This is a genomic window from Martinezella hainanensis, assembly GCF_900094555.1.
In the GTDB taxonomy this organism is placed as follows: Bacteria; Pseudomonadota; Alphaproteobacteria; order Rhizobiales; family Rhizobiaceae; genus Rhizobium; species Rhizobium hainanense.
The window spans coordinates 641,708-654,312 of the sequence record NZ_FMAC01000003.1 but is presented as its reverse complement, the minus strand read 5'-3'; the positions used below and the strand labels follow the sequence as shown (position 1 = coordinate 654,312).

Annotated in this window: 12 protein-coding genes; all 12 read left to right on the top strand. The window is 59.6% G+C overall.

What is annotated here, in order from left to right; all coding sequences use genetic code 11:
- The first annotated feature begins 2 nt into the window (after positions 1-2).
- The 12 genes from GA0061100_RS13665 to GA0061100_RS13610 all read left to right on the top strand — a co-directional run bounded on the left by GA0061100_RS13665 (position 3) and on the right by GA0061100_RS13610 (position 12,300).
- Positions 3-929: a carbohydrate ABC transporter permease gene (locus tag GA0061100_RS13665; protein WP_244557827.1), complete on the top strand. Its 927-nt coding sequence runs from the start codon at positions 3-5 to the stop codon at positions 927-929.
- The gene (locus tag GA0061100_RS13660; RefSeq protein ID WP_075853217.1) at positions 926-1,762 is read left to right on the top strand and encodes a carbohydrate ABC transporter permease; all 837 of its coding nucleotides are present in this window, start codon (positions 926-928) and stop codon (positions 1,760-1,762) included. Before GA0061100_RS13665 ends, GA0061100_RS13660 begins: the two co-directional genes overlap by 4 nt.
- A gap of 5 nt (positions 1,763-1,767) precedes the next feature.
- The gene (locus GA0061100_RS13655) at positions 1,768-2,586 is read left to right on the top strand and encodes a sugar phosphate isomerase/epimerase family protein (protein WP_075853216.1); all 819 of its coding nucleotides are present in this window, start codon (positions 1,768-1,770) and stop codon (positions 2,584-2,586) included.
- Between the two features lie 11 nt (positions 2,587-2,597).
- A complete protein-coding gene (locus GA0061100_RS13650) occupies positions 2,598-3,674 on the top strand; it encodes a Gfo/Idh/MocA family protein (RefSeq protein ID WP_075853215.1) in 1,077 nt (358 codons plus the stop codon).
- On the top strand, positions 3,674-4,492 hold the full coding sequence (locus GA0061100_RS13645) for a sugar phosphate isomerase/epimerase family protein (RefSeq protein ID WP_075853214.1): 819 nt from the start codon (positions 3,674-3,676) through the stop codon (positions 4,490-4,492). Before GA0061100_RS13650 ends, GA0061100_RS13645 begins: the two co-directional genes overlap by 1 nt.
- Complete coding sequence (locus GA0061100_RS13640) at positions 4,492-5,316, top strand: alpha/beta fold hydrolase (RefSeq protein ID WP_075853213.1); 825 nt, start codon at positions 4,492-4,494, stop codon at positions 5,314-5,316. Before GA0061100_RS13645 ends, GA0061100_RS13640 begins: the two co-directional genes overlap by 1 nt.
- Positions 5,313-6,038, top strand: coding sequence for a ribulose-phosphate 3-epimerase (locus GA0061100_RS13635; RefSeq protein ID WP_075853212.1), 726 nt, complete (start codon positions 5,313-5,315; stop codon positions 6,036-6,038). The genes GA0061100_RS13640 and GA0061100_RS13635 overlap by 4 nt, the downstream gene beginning before the upstream one ends.
- Complete coding sequence (locus tag GA0061100_RS13630) at positions 6,035-7,072, top strand: ROK family protein (protein WP_075853211.1); 1,038 nt, start codon at positions 6,035-6,037, stop codon at positions 7,070-7,072. Before GA0061100_RS13635 ends, GA0061100_RS13630 begins: the two co-directional genes overlap by 4 nt.
- Positions 7,065-8,150 (top strand): ABC transporter ATP-binding protein, encoded by a 1,086-nt coding sequence (locus GA0061100_RS13625; protein WP_075853210.1) that lies wholly within the window; start codon positions 7,065-7,067, stop codon positions 8,148-8,150. Before GA0061100_RS13630 ends, GA0061100_RS13625 begins: the two co-directional genes overlap by 8 nt.
- A gap of 272 nt (positions 8,151-8,422) precedes the next feature.
- Positions 8,423-9,556, top strand: a complete 1,134-nt coding sequence (locus GA0061100_RS13620; RefSeq protein WP_075853209.1) for a helix-turn-helix domain-containing protein — start codon at positions 8,423-8,425, stop codon at positions 9,554-9,556.
- Positions 9,557-9,638: 82 nt separating this feature from the next.
- Complete coding sequence (locus GA0061100_RS13615; RefSeq protein WP_244557826.1) at positions 9,639-11,216, top strand: serine hydrolase domain-containing protein; 1,578 nt, start codon at positions 9,639-9,641, stop codon at positions 11,214-11,216.
- 250 nt (positions 11,217-11,466) lie between these two features.
- Positions 11,467-12,300: a heparin lyase I family protein gene (locus tag GA0061100_RS13610; protein ID WP_075853208.1), complete on the top strand. Its 834-nt coding sequence runs from the start codon at positions 11,467-11,469 to the stop codon at positions 12,298-12,300.
- The last annotated feature ends 305 nt before the right edge of the window (positions 12,301-12,605 follow it).

The window sequence follows — 12,605 nt, the reverse complement described above, 5'->3', positions numbered from 1 at the left end:
CCATGACGATGACGGTTGCCGTTTCCGAGCAAACCCCAGGCAAATCGAGGGCGCTGTCAAGCGCCCTCTGGCCCTGGCTGTTGCTGTTGCCGGCATTTCTCTCGCTGGCATCGGTATCCTTCTATCCGATCGTCAATGGCATCTATCTGTCCTTCACCAACCGCTCGCTGATCACCCAGGACAATGATTTCATCGGCATCGCCAATTATGCGCAGCTGCTGGCCGATCCACCGTTCTGGAATGCCTGGTGGCACACGATCTGGTTCACCCTCATCTCGACTTTGCTCGAGACGTTCATCGGCCTGGCGATGGCGCTGATCCTTTGCGAGACCTTCGCCGGCCGGGGCACGATCCGCGCCGCCATGCTCGTGCCCTGGGCCATGCCGACCGTTGTCACGTCCAAAATGTTCGGCTGGCTCTTCGATGGTCAACACGGCATCATCAATTTCATCCTTCTGCACGCGGGATTGATCGACCAGAACATCAATTGGTACGGTTCCCCCAATACGGCGCTGACCACGATCATCCTTGCCGATGTGTGGAAGACCACGCCATTCATGGCGCTTCTGTTGCTGACGGGGCTGCAGACCGTTCCGAAATCGCTGATCGAGGCCGCCCGCATGGATGGGGCAAGAGCCTGGACGATCTTCTGGCATATCCGCCTGCCGCTTCTGATGCCGACGCTGCTGATTGCAGGCCTCTTCCGTGCGCTCGATGCGTTCCGCGTCTTCGACCTGGTCTATGTGCTGACGGGCGGCGGCCCGGCCGATTCCACGGAGACGCTTTCGACGCTTTCCTACAAGGTACTCTTCTCGACGCTTCAGTTCGGCTACGGCTCGGCGGTATCGACCGCCATGTTTATCACCGAGGGACTGATCGCCGTCGGCTTCTGCATCTTCCTCGTGCGCCAGATCAGGAGGACGACATGAACGAAGGTCGCTCAGTCTTCCAGAACATCCTCATCTATCTCGGCGCCCTGTTCATCCTCGTCTGGTCCGCCGGCCCGTTCATCTGGCAGTTTTCGACGTCGCTCCAACTCGACAAGGCTCTGACCGAGGGAACGCCCTCGCTCATACCGAACCCGTTCACGCTGGAGCACTACTACAACGCCTTCGTCGAAAAGGGCCTGCATCACTATGTGCTGAATTCGCTCGTCGTTTCGCTTGCGACCACAGCACTCTGCTTGATCGTCGGTTCGCTGGCGGCCTTTTCGCTGTCGCGCCTCGATGTGAAGGGCCGTTTCGGCATCCTGACGGTCATCCTTTCGGTATCGATGTTTCCGCAGATCGCGCTTGTCGGACCACTCTATCTCATCGCCTCCGATCTCGGGCTGCTCGACACCTATACGGCGCTGATCATCACCTATCTCGCCCTCGGATTGCCGCTGGTGACCTGGGTCCTGTTCGGCTATTTCGAAACGCTCCCGCGCGAGATCGACGAGGCAGCCCGCATGGACGGCGTCGGACCGGTCGGCCTGCTCTGGCATATCATCCTGCCGATGTCGTTGCCGAGCCTGGTCACGACGGGCCTGCTTGCCTTCATCACCGCCTGGAACGAGTTCCTGTTCGCGCTGGCCTTCACCTCGGACAGCGACAGCCAGACGATCCCGGTCGGCATCGCCAACTTCACCAACCAATATTATGTGCCCTGGGGAGACATCGCCGCCGCATCGGCTGTCGTCACCGTGCCGCTCATCATCTTGGTGCTCTTCTTCCAACGACACATCATCGAAGGCCTCACCCAAGGCGGAATCAAGGAATAAAGGGAATGCGCAAGGACATAAAAGTCGGCTGCCAGACGTTTACATGGGAAATGCTCGGCAATGCCTGGGCGGGAACGGCAGACGACCTGCTCTCGGCCATTTCCGCCGGCGGCTATTCGGGCATCGAAATCACCGACACGATGATCGGCCGCTATGGCGCAGACCCGCATGCCTTTGCAAATGCGTTGAAGGACTGCGGCCTGACACTCGTCTCCTTCGCCTTCGGTTCCAAGAGCGGCTTTACGGTGGCCGACGCGATGAAGGACGATCTGGCGACGGCGAAGCGCTGGATCGACTATGCCGCGCATTTTCCGGGAGCACTCGTTTCCATCGGTTCGGCAACAGTCGTGTCCGACGGTCCGCGAGACGGCAAGTTCGCCATTGCCGGCGAGTTCTACAATCGCGCCGGAGAGCTGGGCAAGGCCGCCGGTGTCCAGATCGCCGTGCATCCGAGCTCGCATCACAATACGCTATTGTTCGACCGCGCCGATTACGACCGCATCTTCGCCTTGCTCGACCCGAGCCTGGTCGGCTGGGTGCCGGACACCGGCCATATCCTGCGGGGACATGCCGACATGCTTGACACGATGCGCACCTATCAGGACCGTATCCGCTACCTGCATCTGAAGGATGTCGATGCGCATGACCGATGGGCGATGCTGGGCAAGGGCGTTCTCGATACGCCAGCCGTGATCGATCTCGTCTCGGCAGCCCCACGCTTCAATGGCTGGCTGGTGCTGGAAGAAGAATCCGAGACGGCCGGCGCCGATCCTGCCGCTGCGGTCAAAGCCAATCGCCAAACAATGCGCGGCTACGGCGCATAAGGAAGAGAACCATGATCGAAAAGGAAAGTCGCCGTCTTCGCGTCGGAGTGCTCGGCTGCGGGCCGATCGCGCAATTCGCGCATCTGGAATCCTGCGTCAAGGCGCGGAACGCCGATCTCTACGCGATCTGCGATGCGGCGCCCGATCTTCTCGCCCGCATGGGCGCGACCTATGAGCCGCAGAAGATGTACGACGATTACGATGCCATGCTTGCCGATCCGGATCTGGAGGCCGTGATCGTCGCGACATCTGACGCCTATCACGTGCCGATGTCCATAAAGGCACTCGAGGCTGGAAAGCATGTGCTCTGCGAAAAGCCGATCGGCGTATCCGTCGAGGAAGGGCAGCAGCTGGCCGAGGCGGTACGTCGATCGGCCAAGATCCTGCAGGTCGGGCACATGAAGCGCTTCGACCCGGCGCTTGAGGCGGCGCGCGATTTCGTGCGCGACGACATAGGCCAGATCTTTGCAATGAAGGCTTGGTATTGCGATTCCACCCACCGCTACACCAATACGGATGCGGTGCAGCCCCTGCCCGTCACCAGCAAGCTTGCGCGCAAACCATCAGGCAATCCGAAGGCCGATCTCAGGCAATATTTCATGCTGGCGCATGGCTCGCATCTGGTCGACACCGCGCGCTTCTTCTGCGGCGAGATCGTCGCGGTTCGCGCGCGGCTTCTCGAACGTGCCGGCGCCTATTGCTGGTTCGTGGAGACCGAGTTTGCCAATGGTGCCCTCGGGCATCTGGACCTGACGGTTGCCGTGCGTATGGATTGGCACGAAGGTTTCCAGCTTTACGGCGAGAACGGCTCGGTTCTCGCAAAGACCTTCAATCCCTGGTACTTCCGCTCGAGTGAAGTGGAAATCTTCCATGAAAAGGATGCGACGAGCAGAAAGCCGCTCGGTGCGGACGGCCATTTCTTCCGCCGGCAACTGGAGGGGCTTGCCGATACTGCGCTGAACGGCGCGCCGATGCGCGGCGCCAATGTCGAGGACGGCCTTGCCTCCATCCGCGCAATGGTAGCGATCGCCCGATCGGTCGAACGGGGCGAGCGCGTCGAACTCGCATCGGTTTCGGGAGCGGTCTGATGCAGATCGGGATCTTCGCCAAGACCTTTCCCGGAACGGAGCCGCTCGGCGTTCTCTCGGCAGTACGCGACAGCGGTTATGCATGCGCACAGTTCAATCTTGCCTGCTGCGGCCTCCCGTCCATGCCCGATGCCGTTTCGGAAACGACGATCGCAGCGGTTCGTTCGGCCGTAGACGCGACGGGCATCTCGCTTGCCGCCCTGTCGGGTACCTACAACATGGCTCACCCCGAGATCGCCGTGCGCCGGGCAGGCCTTGCCCAGCTCGCCGTCGTCATCGAAGCGGCAGCAGCACTCGCCATTCCGCTGGTGACGCTTTGCACAGGAACGCGCGATCCGAATGATCAATGGGCTCATCATCCCGACAATGGCGATCCTTCGGCCTGGGCCGACATGGCGGCGGAAATGTCGGAGGCTCTGGAGCTGGCTGAGCGGCACGGCGTCGATCTCGGCATCGAGCCGGAGCAGGCCAATATCGTCACCTCGGCAGGCGATGCCCGCCGGCTGATCGGCGAGATGGGATCGCGACGGCTGCGCATCGTGCTCGATCCTGCCAATCTCTTCGAACAGGCGACGCCGGCGCAAGCAAGGGCGATCGTCGCAGAGGCGATCGAAACCTCGGCCGGTCACATCGCCTTGGCCCATGCCAAGGATCGTCATGCCGACGGCCGCTTCGCAACCGCCGGGCAAGGTGTGGTGGATTTTGCCGACTTCATCGCACGGCTGCGCGCCGTGAATTTCGACGGACCGCTCGTGACGCATGGCCTTTCGGCTTCGGAAGCGTCCGGCGTCGCCGGCTTCCTCAAGGCGTTGATCTGATGGAAAAGAAAACGTTCAAGCGCGGCGATGCGGAACTTGCCGTCTATGAGAATAGTCAGGGGCTTCCGGTCGTCTTTCAGCATGGTCTTGGCGGCGATGAGATGCAGGTGGCGCAGAATGTCCCTGCCGCAAATATTCGCCGGCTGACGCTGGAGTGCCGTGGACATGGCGCATCCTCGCTCGGCAATGCGCGGTCCTTTTCGATCCGTATGTTTGCCGAGGACGTTCTGGCCGCGGCGACTGAATGCGGTTTTGACCGCTTCGTCGTAGGCGGTATTTCAATGGGCGCGGCCATTGCCCTGCATCTTGCCCATCATCACCCCCACCGGGTCGCCGGGCTCGTTCTCGTGCGCCCCGCCTGGACCTTCGAGGCATCGCCAGACAATCTCGAGCCGATTCGCACCGTCGCCGCCCTGATCCGTTCGCACCCGATCGAGGAGGCCAAAAGGCGTTTTGTCGCCTCCGAAATAGGGCGACGGATCGCTTCGGAGGCACCGGACAACTTCTCTTCCCTGCTCGGCTATTTCGACAGGCCGGATGCCGTCGCCTTTGCCTCTGTTCTGGCTGATATCGCCGCAGACGGGCCAGATGTTCCGCAGGCAGCTGCCGCCGTCCTTGCCGTGCCCACCCTGATCATCGGCAACCGGCAGGACGCGATCCATCCGCTCTCCTGCGCGCAGACACTCACCGATATCATTCCAGACGCAAGCCTTGTCGAAGTCACCGCCAAGGCTGTCGACAAGATCAGGCATTTTACCGAAGTCCAAGACGCCATTGCGCATTTTCTAGCATCCAAAACAATCCGGAGCTTTGTTCCATCATGACGTCCAAACCCCTTTCCGGCCCGGCGGCCATCGCAGCGCTTCCCCGCAACAGGCTTCTCGGCGAATTCTCGCTCTGGTCGGCCGACCTTGCCAATATGGAAACCGACCTCAAGCGCATCGAAGCCTATGTCGATCTGCATCACATCGATGTTGCCGATGCGCGCTTTACCCCGGGTTTCCTATTCTTTCCGGATTTTGTCGCGCGCATTGCCAAGTCGACCGCCAAGCCCATCCATGTCCATCTCATGGTCGAGGCCGAAATCGTCGAGGAACAGACACGCCAATTCATAGAGGCGGGCGCGGATTTGATCAGCGTTCATGCTGAAAACGGCGATGCGGGCTTGCGCGCAATCGCACTTGCCAAGGAGCTGGGTGCCGAAGCTGGCGTGGTGCTACGACTGGAGACGCCCGTATCGGCGATCGAGCCTTTCATCGATCATGTCGCCTTCGTCACGCTGCTTGGAACCTCGATCGGCGTCAAAGGACAAAGCCTTTCCGAAAAGGCATGCGACCGATTGATCGAAGCGCGCTCCCTCCTGAGAAAAGCCGGCCGCGAGGATCAGATCATACTCGCCGCCGATGGAGGCATTCGCGAGCAGACGGTGCCGCTTCTGCGCCAGGCCGGAGCACAGACGGTGGTTCTCGGGTCGCTGGCATTCGGCGACAAGAACCTTGGCGACCGTATTGCCTGGCTGCATGGGTTGGAGAGCCGAATTTCGTGAAAAAGGTCGCTCTTGCATTCGATCTCGGTGGAACGGAGCTTCGCGCTGCGCTTATCGATGATGCCGGATGCCTTCTGGCGTTCTCGTCGCTGTCGACGGACGCGGCCGGAGGCCCGGCCGCCGTCATCCGGCAGATCGAACTGCTGGCCGAAACGGTGCTGACGGAAACGCCCGATCTTTCTCCAATCGGGATCGGGATCGGCGCGCCTGGCCCGCTCGATCCGGACGCCGGTGTTGTCATTGCCGCTCCGACCCTGGTCGGATGGCATGAAGTTCCGCTGGCGGACATTCTCCACAGCCACTTCCAGCTGCCCGTACGGCTTGAAAACGATGCAAACGCGGCAGCGCTTGGCGAATGGCGATATGGCGCCGGCCGTGGGGCGGGATCGATGGTGTTCGTCACAGTATCGACTGGTATCGGCGGTGGCGTGATTGCCGACGGCCGGATTCTGCACGGCAGACGTGGCCTCGCTGCCGAGATCGGCCACATGACGATCACGAGCGAGGGCGAACGTTGTTTTTGCGGGGCAGTCGGCTGCTTTGAGGCAGTCGCCTCCGGCACGGCGCTCGGCAGGCGTGCAACCGCCCGCACCAGACCGTCAGACGGATCGGTACTGCGCTCGCTCGCCGCCGACGCCGACGTCACCGGACGACATGTCGTCGAAGCCGCACGAAAGGGCGACGCCGATGCGCTGGAGCTGCTGGATGCCGAGGCGCGGTGGCTCGGGATCGGCTTTACAAATCTGCTCCACCTCTATTCCCCCGACGTGCTTGTCATGGGCGGCGGAATTTCGCATGGCTTCGATCTTCTGCATGATCAAATGGTGGCGACGGTTCGCGAGCGCGCCATGCCCGCCTATCGCAACGTGCCGATCGTTGCCGCACAGCTCGGGCGCCATGCCGGGCTGATCGGGGCCGCCAGCCTCATCTTCGATGGCTACGGCAAAGCTGACTTCGAGCCGATGAGCCCTAAAAGCACGGACAAACCTGGTACGTCTGTATCTGCCGGTAAAAAGGAGGCCAGCAATGGCTAATCTCAAACTCCGCGACGCCCGTAAGTCCTACGGCGCCCTTGAGGTGATCAAGGGCATCGATCTAGATGTCGACGACCGTGAATTCGTCGTTTTCGTCGGCCCCTCCGGCTGCGGCAAGTCCACGCTTCTGCGCATGATCGCCGGTCTCGAGAAAATAACGGGTGGCGATCTGATGATCGACGGCAAGCGCTCGAACGATATCGATCCGTCGCAACGCGGGCTGGCAATGGTGTTCCAATCCTACGCGCTCTACCCGCATATGACTGTCGCCGACAACATGGGTTTTGCACTCAGAATCGCCGGCGTCTCGACAGACGAGCGCGATCAGAAGGTCAAAGAAGCGGCAAAGATTCTGGAATTGACGCATCTGCTCGACCGCCGGCCGAAAGATCTGTCGGGCGGCCAGCGGCAACGCGTTGCCATCGGCCGTGCGATCGTTCGAAATCCGAAGATATTCCTGTTCGACGAACCGCTTTCCAATCTCGACGCAGCGCTGCGCGTCAACATGCGGCTGGAGCTGATGCGCCTGCACGACGAACTGGCCGCAACCATGATCTACGTCACCCACGACCAGATCGAGGCAATGACCATGGCCGACAAGATTGTCGTCTTGAATGGCGGCCGGATCGAGCAGGTCGGCTCGCCGCTGGCGCTTTACAATACCCCCGCAAACATCTTCGTGGCCGGCTTCATCGGTTCGCCGAAGATGAATTTGCTGCCGGCAACGGCTGAGACCATCGGCCCAGATGGCATATCCGTGGCATTGGGCGGCGGAAGCACCATGACCGTTCCAGTCTTTTCCGAAAAGGTGAAGGTAGGTTCAAAACTGACGCTTGGAATCCGCCCCGAACATATCCGTATCGGCCAAGGCGACCAGTTTACAGGACAGGTCGTGCTTGCAGAGCGGCTTGGGGGCCTGACGATCTTTCACGTCGCTACCGCATCGGGTCATTCGCTTGTCGTCCAGACAGAAGGCGCCGACACCACCCCACTCCATACACCGATCTCACTCCATATCGATCCGGGCATGTGTCATCTCTTCGACGATGAGGGAAAATCGCTCGCCAAGCTGAATTGACGATCGCACGAGGTCATCCTATCCCTTGGGGCAGAAAATGGTTGCCGGACATATCCTCGGACGGATTGTAACTGTTTAGGCGGTTCCCACATGCCTTCCAACCTGCCACGAAGTCCCGATCTCGCGAATGAATTCGGGAAGCGCCATCAGCTGGCAACGTTATCGGCTGACGATGACGCCGTAACCCTCAAGCATCTGGCTCGGTGCCAACATGCTCAGGCCACTCGCCGCCGTGCATTCTTGAACTGTGTCGCGGTGGAGACCCTTGGGGCATGAGCAGCGCTGGCCTCATTGCTCTCGATAACGGTTGTCGTGGTGCGGCCGCAGGTTTGCTGCTGATGATGACCGCCGTTTTTCTGCGCCATCGCCCCGTAGAATTCATTCGCCCCGCCCTGGCTGCGGCCGGTTCCGCCTCTGCGATTATCGACGCACCGGGCTTGCCGTCGGAGTGGCATTGGGCAAGGCTGCCACTCATCGCACTGTCATCGAGCGGCTCGATCGCCTTCTGGCTCTGGGCACGGGTGGTTTTCGACGACGATTTTGTCTTCCGGCCCTGGCATCGCAACGTCTGGATCGCCCTGGTCGGCCTGACGCTGATTACTTCCTATGGCATCGTATCGGCTTCTGCAGCCTCGGCGATCAATCGGGTTCTTACGGTCGCCAATCTCAGCTTCGGGGTGCTCGCAATGATGCAGACGATTGCGAGCTGGCGAATGGATTTGGTTGCCGGGCGACGACGGTTGCGCGTCGCCGTGCTGATGGGAACGCTGACCTATATCGCGTTCAATGCGATCGCCAATCTCTCCTCTGTCGCCATCCTGACATGGTCCGCCTCGGCGCGAAACCTCGCCAACGGGATTAGTCTTTGCTTGTTGGCGGCGCTTGCCGGCTGGAGCGTGTTCCGCACGGCCTCACCCGATCAAGCCGTTACCCCCGAACGGGCAGCTACATCCGTCGACAGTCTCTCTTCTGCTCCGATCGAAACGGAAGGCAGTCCAGGAATTGAACCGGCACTTCTCGCTCGCCTGGAGCGCCTGATGACGACCGAGCGCATATATCGTCGCGAAGGGCTGACCATCGGCTCTCTTGCCGCATTTATGAGCCTGCCGGAATATCGCTTGCGTCAAATTATCAACGAAGGTCTTGGCTACCGCAATTTCAACGCCTTTCTCAACCGGTATCGGATCGATGAAGCCAAGGTGGCTCTGGCCGATCCCAGCCAAAAGGACGTGTCGATCCTGACGATCGCTATGGATGCCGGCTTCCAGTCGCTCGGCCCGTTCAACCGAGCCTTCAAGGCAGAAACAGGCCTGACGCCGACCGAATTTCGCCGTCAAATCCTCACCCAGCCGACGGCGAAACAGCCGGATGCAGCAAGGAATGTTATAATCGGCAAGCCGCGGTGAGAAATCGGCAAGTCATTTTCCAATTTTCGGCGAGAATGCGCGGGCTCCGCGCGGCATAGTCTCCATAAGATAGGAGACCGCCATGAACGTACCAATCAAAGAACGTTTCGTCTTGAGTGCGATGTTGAGCCTGTGCGCTCTGCTCGCCTTCGCTCACATCAAGCCTGCTCGGGCGCAGGACACGAATAATTCGGTATGGCCGACCAAAGAATGGCTAACATCAACGCCGGAAGAGCAGGGCATGGATTCCGCCGCACTCGCCAAGCTTGTCGCCTATGGGGAAAGTCACAATTTTGACAGCCTCCTCGTCGTGCGTCACGGGCACATTGTCACTGAAGCCTATTATGCGCCCTATACTGGGGATGTTCCGCACGAGATATTTTCCTCCACAAAGGCGATTACCGGCACGCTTCTCGGCATGGCCTATAAGGACGGCCTGCTCGACCGTCTCGATCATCCCGTACTCGACTTCTTCGCCGACCGGCACATTGCCAATGTGGACGACAGAAAGAAGGCGATCACGATTCAAAACCTTCTGGACATGACGTCCGGCCTCGATTGGGATCAGGGGTTTGAGGGCGGTACGCAGCAAACAATGCAGGATATGTACCGGGCGTCCAATTTGACCCAATTCATTCTTGATCGCCCCATGGCCCATCCGCCAGGAGAAGTTTTCAACTATAGCAACGGCAACCCGGATCTCGTTTCCGCGATCATCACCCGGCTTACCGGCAAGCCCGAGGAGGATTATGCGCGCGAAAAGCTCTTCGCTCCCCTAGGCATTACCGATTTGCATTGGGACCGCGATCCCCAAGGTCTGACAATCGGAGACGGGATGCTGTTCTTGCTGCCGCGCGACATGGCAAAATTCGGCTATCTGTATTTGCATCATGGCGAGTGGGAGGGAAGGCAACTTCTTCCAGCCGGCTGGGCGGATGTTTTGAGCCACAGGATCGTAAATACGCATGCATCATACGATCCCAGCCAGAGCTACTCGAACTTCTTCTGGATATTGCCCGAACGGCACGTTTACATGGCGAACGGCAAGGATGGTCAGAATATAGCGGTGTTTCCCGATCTGGATATCGTGGTAGTGACCACCGCCAGAAAATATGTCCCGCTCCGCAATCTGGCTGATAATGTTTCCTCGGCGGTCAAATCCGAATCGGCGCTTCCGCCAAACCCGAACGCGGCCGAGCAGCTTGCCAATACGATCAAGGATGCTGCGGTTGAGAAACCAACGGCCGTTGGCCCAACCCCGGAGATGGCCTCCACCAGTTCCGGAAAGACCTACAAATTTCCCGACAACGATCTGGAATTAAGGTCACTTACCCTATTTCTGACCGGCCCTCATCCGCATCTCGAATATGAACAGTATTTGCGTTATCCGGCGGGCTCTTCAATCGCGCAAGACGTACCGATCGGACTTGACGGGCTCTATCGCAAAGGCCAGCCCGCGCTTTCCGGCCACTACCCGGGCCACATCCCCGCCGCCAAAGGGAGGTGGTCGGATGGGCATACATTCGTGATCGACATGCAAGACATTGGATACGGCACGCAGATCAAATATGTCCTGTCGTTCAACGGTGACAAGCTCAATATCAGCCGTATCGATGAGGAAGGCTGGAAACTGTCCGCCGACGGTAAACGGGATGATTGACTGGCGTCCATTCACCCCTGCAGTGCCCAGCATGACGTTGCCGATCGAAACGCGCTTGACCCACAATTTTCGACCGATAGAAATGAACTGAGGCTTTGCAACCAATATCGTTGGTCAAGAAAGCTGGCTGGAGCCGCCGCTTCCCAGACCCTATCCTGTCTTTCAGAAAAGACCGACGATGATGACCTCGAGAATTCTGCAGCTTGTCTTCGTTTTACTATGCCTGGGTGCTTTGAACGGATCGCACGCCATGGCACAGGAAGCCGTGTCTCCCCTGGCGGGCAGCTTTGCCGACTTATGCGCCGCCGACAGCGAGCATCCATCGAAGCTCTGGCGGATCAGCAGCAGGCTGGATCCTGCCTCATGGAGATCGCGTATCGTTTGCGATCTCTCCTCCCCTTCCAGGCCGATATTGCGTATCACGGTGCATCCAGGTGACGCCCCGGACCAGAGTGTCGGCGATGCGCCGACGGAACGGGTAGAAATCCAGATCAGGAAAGAGGTCATCAAATTCGATGAGCCGACTTGGTACCATTTTGCCTTTCGGCTCGAAGCCCCCTGGCGGGGGCTTGGCAACCGCACCGTCATCCATCAGGTAAAGCAAAACATCCCAACGGAAGAGACGAAACCTCTTGGAGCTTGCCAGGCGGCAAATCCGCTCTTCAAAATCGAGGCCATACCGACGGAAACAGGGGCGAACTTCGTTGCCAAGGTGCGCGGAAGCGCCGACTGCAACGCCGGTGAGTCCAAGATAATCTGCGGTCCCTGGCACCTGAATGTGGGTGACTGGAACGATGTGAATGTGATGCTGAAGCCAAGCTTGCGGGAGGGAGCAAGCTCTCTGCAGGTCTATCTCAACGGACGCGCCTGCGACACTTCCTATACGGGGCGCCTCGGCTTTCTCGATCACGGTATGCGCCATCAAGACGGCCGCCCATTCATCGACGTTCAACCGCGCTTTGGGATCTACAGGGACACTTTGCCCGATATCGTGCAGTCAATCGACTTCGCAGATATCCAGTTCTGGTCGACGGATCCTTCCAGTGATCCCGCTTGGTCGAAACTGGCAATATCCACCAAGTAATCATCCGGTGCCGTTTCGTTCGGCCAGATCCAGGCAGGTTCGACAAACTGGTCGAGGAGGTTATTCCAACGAACAGTGTCCCGCTCGATAACCGGTCAGGCCGTCTTCGGTAGACGCCAGCTGCGAGGATCTTTTCGGGCCGATGACAGAAACGCTCCGTGCGGCCTCCCGTTTACGCATCGCGTATCGGTAGCAGCACCTCAAAAACAGGTCGGAAAAACACGACTTTCGATCGCCGCTGCCACAATTACGCCCGCCGTTTCCGGAATTGTCTGCGGCACGCATACCCCGTCGACACGGGGCGC